General features: G+C 60.9%; 13 protein-coding genes and 1 pseudogene. 5 read left to right on the forward strand and 9 right to left on the reverse strand.

Translation table 11 applies throughout. From position 1 onward, the window contains the following. Window positions 1–67: 67 nt before the first annotated feature. Window positions 68–1105 carry an LLM class flavin-dependent oxidoreductase gene (locus QMX89_RS11475; protein WP_056842455.1) on the forward strand — a complete coding sequence of 346 codons (1038 nt, stop codon included), beginning with the start codon at window positions 68–70 and terminating at the stop codon, window positions 1103–1105. A gap of 43 nt (window positions 1106–1148) precedes the next feature. On the opposite strand, the gene QMX89_RS11480 is transcribed toward QMX89_RS11475, so the two are convergent. Both QMX89_RS11480 and hmpA read right to left on the reverse strand, forming a co-directional pair. Beyond that, window positions 1149–2231, reverse strand: coding sequence for a nitronate monooxygenase (locus tag QMX89_RS11480; RefSeq protein WP_282348244.1), 1083 nt, complete (start codon window positions 2229–2231; stop codon window positions 1149–1151). Window positions 2232–2291: 60 nt separating this feature from the next. Beyond that, window positions 2292–3479, reverse strand: coding sequence for an NO-inducible flavohemoprotein (gene hmpA / locus QMX89_RS11485; RefSeq protein WP_282348246.1), 1188 nt, complete (start codon window positions 3477–3479; stop codon window positions 2292–2294). A gap of 124 nt (window positions 3480–3603) precedes the next feature. Between hmpA and norR the strand changes: the two genes are divergently transcribed. Continuing rightward, on the forward strand, window positions 3604–5190 hold the full coding sequence (gene norR / locus QMX89_RS11490) for a nitric oxide reductase transcriptional regulator NorR (RefSeq protein ID WP_282348248.1): 1587 nt from the start codon (window positions 3604–3606) through the stop codon (window positions 5188–5190). 283 nt (window positions 5191–5473) lie between these two features. After that, window positions 5474–6394, forward strand: a complete 921-nt coding sequence (locus QMX89_RS11495; protein WP_282348257.1) for a DMT family transporter — start codon at window positions 5474–5476, stop codon at window positions 6392–6394. Window positions 6395–6485: 91 nt separating this feature from the next. Here the strand turns inward: QMX89_RS11495 and QMX89_RS11500 are convergent, their stop codons facing one another. The 4 genes and pseudogenes from QMX89_RS11500 to umuD all read right to left on the reverse strand — a co-directional run bounded on the left by QMX89_RS11500 (window position 6486) and on the right by umuD (window position 8937). After that, the gene (locus QMX89_RS11500) at window positions 6486–6773 is read right to left on the reverse strand and encodes a hypothetical protein (RefSeq protein WP_049860045.1); all 288 of its coding nucleotides are present in this window, start codon (window positions 6771–6773) and stop codon (window positions 6486–6488) included. A 163-nt stretch (window positions 6774–6936) separates the two neighbouring features. Continuing rightward, window positions 6937–7077, reverse strand: a pseudogene (locus tag QMX89_RS11505) (Com family DNA-binding transcriptional regulator); the annotation flags it as partial. A gap of 167 nt (window positions 7078–7244) precedes the next feature. Next, a complete protein-coding gene (umuC, locus tag QMX89_RS11510; protein ID WP_282348250.1) occupies window positions 7245–8522 on the reverse strand; it encodes a translesion error-prone DNA polymerase V subunit UmuC in 1278 nt (425 codons plus the stop codon). Continuing rightward, window positions 8509–8937, reverse strand: coding sequence for a translesion error-prone DNA polymerase V autoproteolytic subunit (gene umuD / locus QMX89_RS11515; protein ID WP_056842449.1), 429 nt, complete (start codon window positions 8935–8937; stop codon window positions 8509–8511). The genes umuC and umuD overlap by 14 nt, the downstream gene beginning before the upstream one ends. A 95-nt stretch (window positions 8938–9032) precedes the next feature. Between umuD and QMX89_RS11520 the strand changes: the two genes are divergently transcribed. Further along, window positions 9033–9731, forward strand: a complete 699-nt coding sequence (locus tag QMX89_RS11520; protein ID WP_282348251.1) for an SOS response-associated peptidase family protein — start codon at window positions 9033–9035, stop codon at window positions 9729–9731. A gap of 24 nt (window positions 9732–9755) precedes the next feature. Here QMX89_RS11520 and QMX89_RS11525 read toward each other — a convergent pair whose 3' ends face one another. Both QMX89_RS11525 and uvsE read right to left on the reverse strand, forming a co-directional pair. Further along, a complete protein-coding gene (locus QMX89_RS11525) occupies window positions 9756–12113 on the reverse strand; it encodes a glycoside hydrolase family 65 protein (RefSeq protein WP_282348252.1) in 2358 nt (785 codons plus the stop codon). A gap of 148 nt (window positions 12114–12261) precedes the next feature. Continuing rightward, a complete protein-coding gene (gene uvsE / locus QMX89_RS11530) occupies window positions 12262–13281 on the reverse strand; it encodes a UV DNA damage repair endonuclease UvsE (protein WP_191999748.1) in 1020 nt (339 codons plus the stop codon). Window positions 13282–13537: 256 nt separating this feature from the next. Here uvsE and lldD point away from each other — a divergent pair, with 256 nt between their 5' ends. Further along, window positions 13538–14671: an FMN-dependent L-lactate dehydrogenase LldD gene (lldD, locus tag QMX89_RS11535; RefSeq protein WP_282348253.1), complete on the forward strand. Its 1134-nt coding sequence runs from the start codon at window positions 13538–13540 to the stop codon at window positions 14669–14671. A gap of 9 nt (window positions 14672–14680) precedes the next feature. Here the strand turns inward: lldD and QMX89_RS11540 are convergent, their stop codons facing one another. Beyond that, window positions 14681–15139, reverse strand: a complete 459-nt coding sequence (locus QMX89_RS11540) for a metallophosphoesterase family protein (RefSeq protein ID WP_056842444.1) — start codon at window positions 15137–15139, stop codon at window positions 14681–14683. Window positions 15140–15321 lie beyond the last annotated feature (182 nt).

Below are 15321 nucleotides of genomic sequence, written 5' to 3' on the forward strand. Positions count from 1 at the left end.
GACTGTCCGGGCCACGGCACGCCCCTGGCCGGGACGAACCACCGCCAACAGATCCGAGGTAGGCAAGATGAAATTTTCGCTGTTCGTGCACATGGAGCGCTGGGACGAGAAGACCAGCCACCGCCAGCTTTTCGAAGACCTGACCGAGCTGACCCTGATGGCCGAAGAAGGCGGGTTCAGCACGGTGTGGATCGGCGAACACCACGCCATGGAGTACACCATTTCCCCCAGCCCCATGCCGCTGCTGGCCTACCTGGCCGGCAAGACCACGACCATTCACCTGGGCGCCGGCACCATCATCGCGCCGTTCTGGCACCCGCTGCGAGTTGCCGGTGAATGCGCCCTGCTGGACGTGATCAGCAACGGACGCATGGAAGTCGGCCTGGCTCGCGGCGCCTACCAGGTAGAGTTCGATCGCATGGCCGGTGGCATGCCCGCCAGCAGCGGCGGCAACGCACTGCGCGAGATGGTGCCGGTGGTGCGCAAGTTGTGGGAAGGCGACTACGCCCATGACGGCGATATCTGGAAATTTCCCACCTCCACCAGCGTGCCGAAGCCGGTCAGGACGCCACCGATGTGGATCGCTGCGCGCGACCCCGACTCGCACAACTTTGCGGTCGCCAATGGTTGCAACGTCATGGTCACGCCGCTGATGAAGGGCGACGAGGAAGTGGTCGATCTGAAGAACAAGTTCGAAGCGGCCCTGGCCAACAACCCGACCGTACCGCGCCCGCAATTGATGGTGCTGCGTCACACCCATGTTCACGGTAACGACGACCCCGAAGGCTGGAAGGTCGGCGCTACGGCGATCTCGCGGTTCTACCGCACCTTCGATGCCTGGTTCGGCAACAAGACCACTCCGGTCAACGGCTTCCTGGAACCCAGCCCGGAATCCAAGTTCGCCGAGCGCCCGGAGTTCGAACTGGAGAACATCCGCAAGAACACCATGATCGGCACACCCGAGCAGATCATCGCGCGCATCAAGCATTACCAGGAGTTGGGCGTCGACGAGTTCAGCTTCTGGTGCGACAACAGCCTGCCCCATGCCGAAAAGAAGAAATCGCTGGAGCTGTTCATCAATGAGGTGGTGCCGGCGTTCCGATAGCCTTGAAGCGTCAATGAAAGAACCGGGCACTTGCCCGGTTTTTTCATGAGTGACTGAAGCGAGAGGCGGCCTGCATTTCTTCGACAAGCACCTGCACAAGCCTCTGTGCAGGTAGCTCCCTGGCCAGCGGCGCACCCTGCCCCGCCCACTGTGCAGCAAAGTCGTGGCAGCCCTTGGCGCTGGCCGCCCCATGCAAGGCTTTGGCAGCGTCGTAGGCCAGCGGATACTCGGCTGGCAGAGGAATCCTGTCGGCCCCGGACTCCAGGTACAGGCGATTCGGAATGCCCCGGGCCGGGCGGCCGGACAGGTAGCTGGTCACCCGGGTCTGATGGGCCTTAGGACCTTTCAACGCGTCTCGATGCTCTGGCGTTGCACAGGACTCAGGGCACAGGATGAACGCCGTTCCCAACTGACAGGCGCTGGCGCCAAGCATCATCGCTGCATTGATTCCAGCCCCCTCCATGATCCCGCCTGCAGCGATGACTGGCAGATCCACCGCTGCGACGATAATGCGCAATAACGCAAACAGCCCCATCTGCTGGTCTTTGCCGAACGCATCATCGAACACGCCGCGATGCCCGCCGGCTTCATAGCCCTGCGCAACGATCGCCTGAGCCCCGGCCTGCTCAAGCTGCCGGGCTTCGGACAACGTGGTTGCACAACCCATGGTGTAGATGCCCGCCGACTTGAGTTCTTCGATCCACTGCGCAGGCGGCGCGCCGAAATGAAAGCTGACGACAGCGGGTTTCTCTTCGACGAGCATTTCAAGCATGGCGCGGTCGTCGACAAAGCTTTTGTAGATTTCCTTCAGGACCGTTGGCGGCACACTCTCGAACTCGGCAAACAAACTCGAAAGATGCTTCAGCCACGCTTCGTTTCTGGCGTGATCGAACACCGCAGGGCGATGGCAGAACATATTGACGTTGAAGGGGTTGCCGGTCAGCGCCCTGGTCTGCCGAATCAGCTCACGCCCCTGCTCTGGCGTACTGGCGCCCAGACCGATGGAGCCCAACGCGCCAGCGTTGGAAACGGCCGCTGCCAATTGCGGCGTCGAGACACCTACCATGGGCGCTTGAACGATAGGGTGCGTTATTCCCCACTCGGACAGCCTGTCGGATTTCGGCATTTCTTATCCCTCCTCTCGATTGGTCGTGCGGGTTCGCCATCCAACCTGACCTGACCAGTACTAGGCCAGCTCTTCTGCTGGTCCGAAAAACTCATAATGCGCCTGGCCGTCCGGCACGCCCATTTCATGCAGGCTGCGCTTCATGAACGCCATGAACGGCTTGGGGCCCAGAAAATAGGCTTCGACGTCTCGGTCTTCGGGTATCCATCGTTGCAGCTGCTCTATCGAAGGCATGCCGACGGCATCGGGTTGTGCTGCTGAGTCGGCACTGGCTTGGTTATATACGATGTAGGCCTTGAATTGCGGAAAGCCTTGCGACCACTCGCAGAGCAGGTCCTTGAACGCTTGAGCCTGGGCATTTCTTGCGTAGTGGATGAAGACGACTGGACGCTCACCTGCCTGCAGCGCGGTCTCGGCCATGGCGATCGTCGGCGTGATGCCCACCCCGCCGCTGATCAGCACCAATGGCTTGGTACCTTCAGCCAGCGTGAAGTTGCCCGAGGGTGGAAACAGCTCGAGCACCGATCCGGCGATGACCTGATCGTGCAGATAATTGGAGGCCACGCCAGTGGGCTCGCGCTTCACACTGATGCGCAGTCCCACCCCTGAGGATGGCGCCGACAGCGAGTAACTGCGACGGTACTCGGTCCCCTCGATGTTCAGACGCAGGCTGATGTATTGCCCCGGTTTGTGCGCGATGACCGGTTTGCCATCGACCGGCTCCAGGTAGAACGACGTGATCTCACTGCTTTCAGGCACTTTGCAGGCGACCCGGAACAAGCGCCCACCGCGCCACCCGCCCGGTGCTGCGGCAACGCTTTCGTACACCTGTTCTTCGGCACCGATCAGCAGGTCGGCGAGCTGTTGATAGGCTGCCCCCCAAGCGGCTATCACTTCATCGGTGGCGATGTTTTCACCCAGCACTTCACGAATCGCGCGCAACAGGCAGGCACCCACGATCGGGTAGTGCTCCGGAAGGATTTGCAGCGCGACGTGCTTGTTGACGATCTGGCTTGCCAGCGGTCCCAGGTTTTCCAGGCGGTCGATATTGCGGGCATACATCAGCACGCCGTTGGCCAGCGCCCGAGGCTGAGACCCGCTCGCCTGATGCGCCTGGTTGAACAACGGTCTAACCTCTGGATGGCCGTCCAGCATGATGGTGTAGAAATGGGTCGCCAATGCCTCACCCCCCGTTTCCAGGAGCGGGATGGTTGCCTTGATGATGTCGCGCTGAGCTTGAGTGAGCATGTGAACTCCAGATGCAGATTAGTGATATCGTCACAGCAACCGTCATGCCATCAATAAACCCCAATGAAATCAGGCTACCGCTGGTTTTCAAGAGTCGTTTCGACTCGGTTAAAAAGACTCAACCATGAAAGATAAGGTCATTTCGACTCAGTCATCACGGGCGCTTCAGGCGCTTCTGCCCCTGCTGGGTGACCTCACGGCCGAGATCAGCGCAGAACACCGTTATCAGCGTGTGCTCGATGCGCTACGGGAGTTGGTGCCGACCGATGCCGTCGCCATCCTGCGTCTTGACGATCACGTGCTGATCCCCGAGGCCGCCCATGGACTGGCGGTCGATGCCATGGCCCGAAGGTACCCGGTGGACAGCCACCCGCGCTTGAAAGCGATCATCGAGGCACCGGGCGCGATACTTTTTCCGCCCGACTGCCCTTATCCGGACCCCTACGACGGCCTTATCGGCGCCAGCGCGTTGCCGGTGCACGACTGCATGGGCTGCGCCCTGCGCATCAACGAAAAGATCTGGGGTGTTCTGACCCTGGACGCGTTGAAGGTGGGTCAATTTTCCGCAGACGATCTGCAGACGGTGGAAACGTTCGCGCGTTTGGCTGCCGCGACGGTGGTCGCCGCCGGGCATTTCGACCAACTGATGCGCGCCCTCGAGGGTGAACGCAAGCGCGCCGATGCCTACCGACTGGCTCACCAGGGCGGGCCTCAGCGGATGATCGGCACCAGCGAGGCATTCAAACAGTTGCTGGGGGAAATCGACCTGGTGGCACCCAGTGAACTGACCGTTCTCATTACCGGTGAAACGGGGGTCGGTAAAGAACTGGTGGCGCGTCGGCTCCACAGCCACTCTCACCGCGCCGACAAGCCGATGATCAGCGTCAACTGCGCCGCCTTGCCGGAACACCTTGTCGAAAGCGAGCTGTTCGGGCACGTCAAAGGCGCGTTCTCAGGCGCCGTCGAGAATCGCCTGGGCAAATTCGAGATGGCCAGTGGGGGCACGCTGTTCCTCGACGAGATCGGCGAGCTGCCGCTGTCGGTGCAGGCCAAGCTGCTCCGGGTGCTGCAAGGCGGTGATGTACAGCGCGTAGGGTCCGACCGTTCCCATGTGGTCGATATCCGGCTGCTGGCCGCGAGCAACCGAGACCTGGCTGAAGAAGTTCGGACCGGCCGCTTTCGCGCCGACCTCTATCATCGCCTGACCGTGTATCCGCTGCGCGTGCCGCCGCTGCGAGAGCGCAAGGAGGATATTCTTCTATTGGCCGGCGCGTTCGCCGAGGAGAACCGGTACCGCATGGCACTGCCCCCGGTCAGGTTCGCCGCCCCCGCCAAACAGGCCCTCGGTCACTACGTGTGGCCCGGCAATGTTCGCGAGTTGGAACACCAGATCGCCAGGGCCGTGCTGAAGGCGAAAAAGCGGGTTTCAGGTTCAGCCCGTAGAGACATGCTCGTCCTGATGGCAGACGACTTCGACCTGCCGGCGGCGAAGAAAACACTGGAAGCAGAACTCCCTGAGTTGCCCGATCCCACTCGGTCTGCGCATGTCGACTACAAGGCCGCCGTGGATGATTACAAGAGAGAGCTTCTGGAAGGCGCATTGATCCAGCATCGAGGCAATGTCACTGCCGCCGCCAGGGCTCTTGGCCTGGACCGAGCCAATCTGGCAAGGCTTGCGGCACGGCTTGGTGTCAGGGTTCAGCGTGTGTAGGCACAAGCTTCAAACCGTGCTCATTGCTGAGCATCGAGCGAGCTATCGCGAACTCATGCTACTGCTGTGCAATGACTGAACTTGACAGGACTTCCTCGTCAAATCAAAGATTTAGTAAAAATCGAGAACCGACTCTGGAGCCTGGAGAAACAACTCGATGCAAAACAAAAAAACGAACCGCCGGCCCGTACCCTATAAACACCAACGCAGCAGAAAATTCAGCAGCTTTCTTCAATGGTAACGGCGCCCCCGGCTCAAAACCGGATCGCCCTCATTGCTCATTGTGGTTAATCAGATAATGTCGCCCTTTCAAAAAAGCGTGTTCCTTATAGCTGTCATGGCGCTGATCTGGGGCGCTGGCTTGCCGGTTTCAAAGATTGGTGTTCAGGCCTTGGGCGCTTGGCCATTCCGATTGGCATGCGCTTTTATCAGTGTTCTTTTCCTCTACGCCGTATTTTGGAAACCTGTGAATGCCCTCAGCACCACCTTAGACGCCATGCTTTATCTAAAGCTTTTCATTATCGCAATTCCAAACGTTTTTCTCGTTCCGGTTTTGAACAACATAGCATTGGAGCACCTAAGCATTTCCGACTCCACTTCCCTAATCTATACAATGCCTTGCTTTACCTCTTTTTTCGCGATGATACTCAATCGTAAACTCGATGGTTTTTCCATTGCTTCACTGACGTTCTGCTCAATAGGCATCTGGTTGATTATCGGAAAACTTGAATTTTCTTCAAGCCACTTGATCGTCCTGTCAAGCGCCATCTCCTGGTCGATCGGTTCCCTCATCGCCCAGCGATTGAAGACCGATATAGATTTTCGGGTGAAAGTATTCTGGCAGGTCACCTTCGGTTGCTTTTGCACCTTCCTGGTGTCCCCTCTATTTCTAGATTGGCCCACCGAAATCATGGCGTTTCCTGGAAGCTTGTCGTTATCTGCTGCTGCGGCGATTTTGTTTATGGGCATCGTTGGGGGCGCGATCGTTTTTTATATCTGGTTCTACCTGATAAAACTTCAGAGCGCCGAATACGCAAGCTACGCGACTTTATTTTCACCTGTCATTTCTGTTGTGTTGGCCATGACCTATTTTGGTGAAAAACCTTCAGCCAGCACAATCATTGGCTTTGCCCTCATTCTTGCCAGTGCGTTGATCGTGAATATAGTGCGGCCTGCATGGGTTTCAAGAAGCCTCCACCCATAAAGGCTAGAAGCTGGCCACAGCAGATACCGCACTAAAATCCAAGTACAGGCACTCTCAGGCGGGTACCATCAAACACCATGGTTTAGAATGACTATCGACCAGACAGCTCCAAATGCCCGTCACAGCTCAATAGCGCGTTCCACTTATCCTCGCCTACGTCTACAGGGACCACCCACCAATTGGTCGCAGTGTCGTAAGTGGCACCTGACAGAACTTTGACGTTCTCAATGCCTTCTACAGGTGGGTGTTTTGTGAAGTAAGCCTTGACGGACTGATCAAAAAAATCTTGACCTTTGTCAGGGCAAAACATATCGCCGCTATCATCACAGCCAGCTAATGCTGCTAGCAATGCAGCACCGATGAAGATACCTTGGCGCATAGGGCTCCTTATTTTCGACCACTGAAACTGATTTCCTGACTACCTTCTATGACGATCAGGTAGTTGTTGCACCCAAATCTATCGCCCCAAAACCTAAGGAAATCGGTGAGCTTTTCCTGCATGTACGTTCGGTTGCTATGGTCTGCATCATATGCATCTGGCTTCAACGTGCAATACCCGTCAAATTGCCATCCACCGTCAGATATGATTTCGCTTGCATGTCGCGCAGAGGCGATAGCTCGGAGTTCAAGGCCCTCACATGATTCAGCGCTCCACATCGAGAGCACTTGATCTGGAGCTGTGTGGATCGCAGGAATAGATAGCCACAACCAGGCGTTGTCTAATCCCGACATGACGCGTCGCTTTTCGTCCCTGGTTGTGGGTCAACGTTTGTGTTGTTGCTTGCACATGGGTTGGCTGTTCATCGTGCCGATGAGGATGTGCCCATGCTCAACCCCGCCGATGGAACACTCACCCCCTGACCGTCCACAACTGCTCGATCTGCGTCGTATAGCTCTGGCTCATCATCTCCCGACGCATGCCCCAGTCCGGGTTGGTCGGCACTGCCGCCGGACGCAAAGTCCCCCTGCCCCAGCGGCCGTTGACCGCGTCGAGCACCTGCATCAGGCGTTCGGCGGTGGCCGGTTGGGCGCTGGCGAACAAGTCGTCGGTGAACTCGCCGCGCTGGCACAGGCCCAGCAGGAGTATTTCGGCCTTGCTGTAGGTGAAGCCGCTGCGAAAGATGAATTCCAGGCCCTGCACCGCTGCCTTGGTCAACAGGCGTACATCGTCGGTGGGGTACGGCAGTTGCACCACCACGCCATTGGCGTACTTGGCTTCCAAGGGGTTGAGCATGCCGGTGCGGATGCTCACACGCAGCTGCCGACACAGCGAACGTTGCGCGCGCAGCTTCTCCGAGGCGCGCATCACATAGCTGGCCACCGCCTCGCGGATCGGGGCGATCTCGGTCAGGCGCTTGCCGAACATCCGGCTGCAGCAGATTTCCTGCTTGGGCGGATCGGGGTCTTCGAGCGCCAGGCACGGCGTGCCGCCCAGTTCGCGGGCGGTCTTTTCGATCACCACGCTGAAGCGGCTGCGCAACAAGGCCGGATCGGCGCAGCTCAGGTCCCAGGCGGTGGCGATATTCATGCCCTGCAGGTGTGCGCTCATCTTGCGGCCGATGCCCCAGACGTCGCTCACCGGGGTGACCTTCAACAGGCGATCGCGGCGGCCGGCTTCGCGCAGGTCCAGCACCCCGCCCAGCTGTTTGTGCCATTTCTTCGCGGCATGGTTGGCCAGTTTGGCCAAGGTCTTGGTGCCGGCAATCCCCACCCCCACCGGTATGCCGGTGCGTCGGTAGACCTGTTCACGAATGTCGCGGCCCAGTGCGTCCAGGTCCTGGTGCATGCCGGTGAGATCGGCGAACGCTTCGTCGATGCTGTAGACCTCCAGGGCCGGCACCATGGACTCGATGATGCACATCACCCGTTCGCTGATGTCGCCGTACAGCGCGTAGTTGGAAGAAAACGCCACGATACCGTGCTGGCGCAGCAGGTCCTTGATCTGGAAATACGGCGACGCCATCTTCACCAGCGCCTTGGCCTCGGCCGATCGGGCAATCACGCAGCCATCGTTGTTGGACAGCACCACGATCGGCGTCTTGGCCAGATCCGGACGAAACACCCGTTCGCAACTGGCGTAGAAGCTGTTGCAGTCGATCAGCGCGAAGACCGGTTCATTCCTTTTCATGGGCACGTACGCTGAAGGTCACCACGCCCCAGATCAACAGCTCGTCGCCTTCCATGATGTAGCGCGGCGGGTACTCGCGATTGGCCGACTTGAGGATCACCTCGCGACCGCGCTTGTGCAGACGCTTGCACATGGGTTCGCTGTTCACCGCGGCGATGACGACATGGCCATGCTCGGCCTCGATCGAGCGGTCCACGATCACCAGGTCGCCGCAGAAGATCCCCGCGCCCTGCATGCTGTCGCCCTGGATGCGCACCAGGTAGATGTGCGGTGCGCGGATCTCCAGCAGTTCATCCAGCGAAATGCGCTGCTCCATATGGTCGGCGGCGGGCGAGGGAAAACCGGCCGGGACCTTGAAGGAATACAGCGGATGCGCGGTGCTGCCCGGAGCGAGCGGGCCAAGAATAGTGATCATGGGATTGCCTGGTATTGATACTGTACGAATATACAGTTAACTTTGTACGACCTTGGAGGTCAACAAGAGACCGCGACAATCTGACGGAGAACACCATGTGTGGTCGCTACTCGATGTACGAAGCGATGGACATCTATCTGCGTGAATTGGCCCCGCGTCAGCAGGTCATCAGCTATGTCGACCCGCAGCCGCAGGCGCGCTACAACATCGCGCCGACGCAGCGGGCCATGGTGTTGCAGGGCACCGAGCAGGGCCTGTCGATCGATTCGGTGAAGTGGGGCTGGGCGCCGTTCTGGGCCCAGGGCAAGCGCCCTGCCCCAATCAACGCGCGGGTCGAGACGGTCGCGACCGGAAAGTTCTTCAAGCAGCTGTGGCCCAATGGGCGCGTGCTGATACCCGCCAACGGCTGGTATGAATGGGTCAAGGACGCCGGTGACCCGAAGAAGAAACAACCCTGGTTCATTCATCTTGCGGACGACAAGCCGATGTTCTTCGCCGCCCTCGCTCAGGTCACGCCGGGGCTTGAGCCCGGTGAAGGCGATGGTTTCGTGATCATCACCGATGCCAGCAATGAAGGCATGGTCGACATCCACGACCGCCGCCCGGTGGTGCTGGCGCCGGAGCAGGCACAGGAATGGCTGGAAGCCGACCTGAGTGCCGAGCGCAGTATTGAGATCGCCCAGCACGAAGGCCGGCCGGTGGCCGACTTTCGATGGCACGCGGTGGGCAAGGCGGTTGGCAATGTGCGCAATCAGGGTGCCGAGCTGATTGCGCCGATCGATGAGGCGTCCTGAAGCCGTAATCGCCGCCCGCTGAACTCAGCCGATGACGTTGACCGACGAGCCGGGCTCGAGCTGTTCCGTGCCCAGCGCGTGAATCAAGGTAATCGCCTGGGTCGACAGCGCCCGCAGGTGCACGGTGATCACTTCATCGACCCGCGTCACGTCCACCCATTGTCCATGAAACTGCACGGCGAGGCTGACGTCGCCCAGGCCGTGCGGTGGCGTCGGGAACACCCGCAACCCTTCCACCGCCGGACACACGCCCAGATAATGCCGCTGCATGACGTCCAGCGCGCCGGACATCGCCGCCAGGTGCACGCCCTCGCGGACTCCGCTGTCGGACTTGGCGTCCAGATCCGTGCGCAGGCAATGCTGGTAGTACGTCCACGAGGCGTCGCTGTCGGTGTGGGCCAGCGCACCGGCGCAGACGGTTTTCGACAGGCTGGATTCGTGGAAGACGTGGCCCAGGTGATAGTCCATGGTCCGCCGGGCGATGTCGCTGTCGAATGGGTAGCGTAAGCGGTCGAACAGCGCCTGCAACTGATCCTGTGACAGCAGGTAGAACAGCATCAGGGTGTCGGCCTGCTTGCTCACCTGATAGTGGTCGCAGTGATCGCCCCGGGCTTCGAGCATCCAGTCCAGGCGCGGATTGTCTTCGCGCTTCCACTCGTCCGGCGCGGGCTGCAGCCTGTCGAAGCCTTCGAACTGGTCGAGCACGCCATCGGCGGTGAACGGCAGGAACATGTTGCGGCTGACATGCTCCCAATGCGATGCCTCGTCGGGGCGCAGCGCCAGGCGCTCGACGAGGTCCTCGCGCAGGACGGTGGGCAACCGATGTAGCACTTCCAGCGCGCGGCACAGGGTCCAGACGGCCATCAGGTTGGTGTAGGCGTTGTTGTCCAGGCCCGGTTGCTCGGCATGGGGGTAAGCGTTGTGGTACTCGTCGGGGCCGATCACACCTTCGATGACATAGCGTTGCCGAGACTCGTCATAGCGGGCCACGCTGGCCCAGTAACGCGCGACTTCGATGATCAGATCACCGATCTTGCCGGCCAGTTGCTGCTCGTCGCCGGTCGCCAGGTAGAGCGTCCAGGCGTCGTAGGCCACGGCCGAGCCGATGTGGCGCTGCAAGTGTGTAGGGTCGGGCACCCAGTGACCGGAAAGCGGGTAGTACTGGAACGGCTGGGTCTGCTCTTCGCCGTCGTGGGCGCTGCGCCAGGGAAACATGGCACCGCCGTAGCCCAATCGGGCCGCTCGACGCCGCGCGGCCGGCAGGCGTGTGTGGCGGTAGTCGAGCAGTGAACTGGCCAGTTCCGGACGGTGTGTGGCGAACAGTGGAAAGGCGAACAATTCGTCCCAGAACACTTGGCCGAAATAGCCTTCCTGCCAGCCGCGCGCCGGAAAGCCCAGGTCACGGCCGATGCTCAACGGCGAAACCGTTTGCTGGATATGCCATCCGGCGAACTGCAGCGGATGATCCACTGCCGGATCGGCCACGCGGATGCGTCCGTATTCCCAGGTGTCTTGCCACGCCTGTTGGTGGGCGGTCAGTAACGCTGCATAGGGGGCGTCGGGCAATGCCGCCATGCTGCTGGACAACCCATGGAATTCGTCATCGACCTGCACGATGACGCGCTTTTCCAGCACCAGCGGGCCTTGCTCGGGCCACTCCACCGTACCCTCCTGCACCAGGCGATCGTCCACCACCTGACCCTGCCACTGGCACGGCGCTACGGTCTGCACCGCCACCGCCACCTTGCGCGATGGGTCCTCCAGGGTCGCCACCACCCCTGCCCGGCCGTCGGGCAGGTGCTCCCAGCGATGGCTGCGCAGGCGTCGGCCTTCGTAGTCGCGGTCGCGCTCGATCAGGTAGTTGCCGCGGCTGTTGTCCACCGTCGCACGCACGCGCAGGCCAGTCAGCGGTGTCTGCGCGTGCAGCTCCCAGCGCAGCACCGCCAGTTGCGCATTGGCCAGGCTGACGAAGCGGGTCTCTACCAGCTCGACCGGTGTCCCGCCCAGCAGCAACGACAACCGACGGGTCAGTACACCGCGCTGCATGTCGACGTGCTGGTGATAGCTGCGCAGGGTGTCTTCGGCAAGCTCGAACCATGGCTGCTCGTTCAGCGAAAAGGTCAGGCCAAAGGGGTCGGGCAGATTGACCAAGGCCGCAATATGGGTCGTGGTGCTGTTGACCTGGCGCGCGGCATCGTCGTACCAGCCTGCACGGTAGAGGCCGGGGTAATGCCCCTCTGGACGCGGCACGGCGCAGGCTTCGGGCGAACATGCGCGCCACGAGATCACTCCGTTGGCCAAGGTGAACAGCGCTTCGCGGCGCTGCTCGTCGTCGAGTTCGAAATGGTCGAAGGCCAGTGAGTGGGTCGCTTGATCCGTCATCGGCGTGGTCCACGGGTGTGCAGCAGGGAAACAGCGGTAACCGGCGTGGGCGTCATGCAAGGATTCCTCGAGTGTGCAGGCGTCGATAGTCATCAATGCAGACCCATGCCACCGCTCTGGGTTCGGCCTCCTGGGAGGTGCGCAGTGGTTACAGCATGTAACTCTGGTAGAACGCCAGCGTCGCCTGATTCTTGTGCTTGGCTTCGAACATGATGTCGAAGCGCTCGAGAAACTGCAGGGCGTAGCGGTTGGTCCAGTGATTCCACATCAGTTCGCTGTGGCCATAGAGATCACGCTTGGAGACCACCTGCAGCAGCGCTCCCATCTCCAGCTTCTGCTCGGCGGTGAAGCCCAGTTCCTGAAGGCGCTCCTGAGGCTGCGAGTAATGCATGACCGGCCGCACGCCCCGCCAGCTGTCGATGATGCGATCCACACGGGGATCGTCCACGGCGATGTAGTCGTTCTCGTTGATCCAGCAGTGGTGGATATCCAGCACCACCGGTGCCAGGTCGGCCAGTTGCAGGCAGTCGTCGACGCCGTAGGTTTTCTCCTCGTTCTCGAAGGTGATGCAGCGGCGCGCCACCTCCGACAAACGCGGCCAGATGGCGCGGATGCCCTCGGCGCCGAGGCGACCGGCGATGTGCACGTTGCACTTGAAATCCTGGAACTGCACGCCGTAGCCCATCATGCGGATCATGTCGGCGTGGTACTCGAATTCCGCCAGGCTGTTTTCCACGACCGGGGGTTTGTCCGAGCCCAGCACGCAGAACTGACCGGGGTGGAAAGACAGGCGGATGCCGGCACTGCGCGCGCGATCGCCCATCTGCGCGAAACGCTCTGCCAGCCAGGCCTGACGTTCGGGCTGCTGGTAGAACGCTGCCACCTGCGGATGGCTGTAGAACGGCAGCAGGTCGCTGCTCAGGCGCAGCATGCGCAGGGCTTCGGGCAGCTGCGCCACGTAATCGAGCAATTGCAGCTGCGCTTGCAGGTTGTGGGTGATCACTTCCTGAAGTTTCTCGTGGGCCACCTGGGTGGCGACGCTGTTCATCCAGCGCAGGGTAGTGGTGCGTGGGTTGTAGGCGCCTTCGATGAGCTTCAGTTCGGCCAGGGTCAGGGCGCGAATCGAATGTCGGTATTGGCAGGCGAAGCCGATGCGAGGGGTGTTCATGGGTGTGAAGGCCTGGTGTTCAGGTAGGTAGCCGATAGACCACTGCGGTGTCTATTCCTCTCGCCGAACATCCCCGCAGGCGGGCAAATTGACAGACGCCCTGCGCCGCTCTTAATCTGTAGCCAACGAATTGTAAATTGGTCATACCAATTCGGATTCACTGCTGGCAGACCTCCAACAACAATCGGGGAACCCGAACCATGCCGATGACACCTGTGGCCCAGCCTGCCCTCGCTATGCGGAGGATGACGCGCCCATGATCATTTCCGCTTCCACCGACTACCGCGCCGCTGCGCAACGTCGCCTGCCGCCCTTTCTGTTCCACTACATCGACGGCGGCGCTTACGCCGAGCATACGCTGAGGCGCAACGTCAGCGACTTGGCCGATATCGCCCTGCGTCAGCGGGTGCTGCGCAACATGTCCGAGTTGAGTCTGGAAACGCAGTTGTTCGGTGAAACCCTGGCCATGCCGGTGGCGCTCGCGCCGATCGGTCTGTGTGGCATGTTTGCCCGTCGTGGCGAAGTGCAGGCGGCCAAGGCAGCGGATGCCAAGGGTATTCCGTTCACGCTGTCAACGGTGTCGGTCTGCCCGATCGAGGAAGTCGCCCCAGCCATTTCCCGGCCGATGTGGTTTCAGCTGTACGTGCTCAAGGATCGCGGTTTCATGAAGAACGCCCTGGAGCGCGCTCGCGCCGCCGGGGTCAAGACGCTGATTTTCACCGTCGACATGCCGGTGCCCGGCGCACGCTACCGGGATGCGCACTCGGGCATGAGTGGCGCCAACGGGCCGATGCGGCGCATGTGGCAAGCGGTGACGCACCCGGCCTGGGCCTGGGATGTGGGCCTGCACGGCCGGCCGCACGACCTGGGCAATATCTCCACCTACCGTGGCAACCCTACCGGGCTTGCCGACTACATCGGCTGGCTGGGCAGCAATTTCGATCCGTCGATTTCCTGGAAGGACTTGGAGTGGATCCGCGAATTCTGGGATGGACCGATGATCATCAAGGGCATTCTCGACCCCGAGGACGCCCGCGATGCCGTGAGTTTCGGTGCCGATGGCATCGTCGTCTCCAACCACGGCGGACGCCAGCTCGACGGCGTGCTGTCCAGCGCCCGAGCCCTGCCTGCAATCGCCGATGCGGTGAAGGGCGATCTGGCGATACTGGTCGACTCGGGTATCCGCAGCGGGCTGGATGTGGTGCGCATGATTGCGCTGGGCGCCGATACGGTTTTGCTGGGCCGCGCCTTCATCTATGCCCTGGCGGTGGCTGGCGGTGCCGGCGTGAGCAATCTGCTGAATCTGATCGAAAAGGAAATGCGCGTGGCCATGGTGTTGACCGGGGCCAAATCCATTGCCGAGATCGGCTCGGATTCGCTGGTGCGTTGAGCGTCCGGTTCAGGGCAGCAGGTCGATCAGTTGCGGTTGCAGGGCGTGGGGCTGCACATCGAGCACGACCAGGGTGACCGGCAGCTTGAAGCGGCGGCGGCCGGCGCTGCCGGGGTTGATGTACAGGCACTCGCCGCGCCACTGGATCAGCGGCTTGTGCGAATGGCCGGTGATGACCAAGCGGGTGTCGCTGCGCAATGCAGCGGGTACGTCGGCCATGTCGTGGATGAGCAAGGTGGGCCAGCCTTCGAGGTCGAAATGCAGCACATCCGCCACCGAATCGGCCCATGGCATGCCGACATCGTTATTGCCCGAAACGACCTGCACCGGAGCGATGGCAGCCAGGTGCTGGACGATGTCACCCTTGCCGATGTCGCCGGCATGAATGATCCGTTCACAACCCTGCAGCGCTGCCACGGCCTCGGGCCGCAGCAGGCCATGGGTGTCGGAAATGATGCCTACTTTCACGGCGTGGTTCCCTGTGTGCGTGGTGCAGATCTGGACTGCAGGCCACCCGCGCAGGTTCCAACGAAGCCCCTTCGTTGGCGGCAAAACCCTCATCGCGACGCTGCCGAATACGCGGTGAGCCCTTCGCGGCCGATGACCGCTCCTACAGGGAATCCAGCACCTCTGTAGGAGCGGTCATCGGC

This window comes from Pseudomonas sp. PS01301 (assembly GCF_029960215.1).
In the GTDB taxonomy this organism is placed as follows: domain Bacteria; phylum Pseudomonadota; class Gammaproteobacteria; order Pseudomonadales; family Pseudomonadaceae; genus Aquipseudomonas; species Aquipseudomonas coleopterorum.

Bases quoted from the DNA above. Each gene is read 5' to 3' on its own strand.
- QMX89_RS11520 (WP_282348251.1), top strand. From the start codon at position 9,033: ATGTGTGGTCGCTACTCGATGTACGAAGCGATGGACATCTATCTGCGT.
- hmpA (WP_282348246.1), bottom strand. From the start codon at position 3,479: ATGCTCACTCAAGCTCAGCGCGACATCATCAAGGCAACCATCCCGCTC.
- QMX89_RS11475 (WP_056842455.1), top strand. From the start codon at position 68: ATGAAATTTTCGCTGTTCGTGCACATGGAGCGCTGGGACGAGAAGACC.
- norR (WP_282348248.1), top strand. From the start codon at position 3,604: ATGAAAGATAAGGTCATTTCGACTCAGTCATCACGGGCGCTTCAGGCG.
- QMX89_RS11480 (WP_282348244.1), bottom strand. From the start codon at position 2,231: ATGCCGAAATCCGACAGGCTGTCCGAGTGGGGAATAACGCACCCTATC.
- umuC (WP_282348250.1), bottom strand. From the start codon at position 8,522: ATGAAAAGGAATGAACCGGTCTTCGCGCTGATCGACTGCAACAGCTTC.
- umuD (WP_056842449.1), bottom strand. From the start codon at position 8,937: ATGATCACTATTCTTGGCCCGCTCGCTCCGGGCAGCACCGCGCATCCG.
- lldD (WP_282348253.1), top strand. From the start codon at position 13,538: ATGATCATTTCCGCTTCCACCGACTACCGCGCCGCTGCGCAACGTCGC.
- QMX89_RS11525 (WP_282348252.1), bottom strand. From the start codon at position 12,113: ATGACGGATCAAGCGACCCACTCACTGGCCTTCGACCATTTCGAACTC.
- QMX89_RS11500 (WP_049860045.1), bottom strand. From the start codon at position 6,773: ATGCGCCAAGGTATCTTCATCGGTGCTGCATTGCTAGCAGCATTAGCT.
- uvsE (WP_191999748.1), bottom strand. From the start codon at position 13,281: ATGAACACCCCTCGCATCGGCTTCGCCTGCCAATACCGACATTCGATT.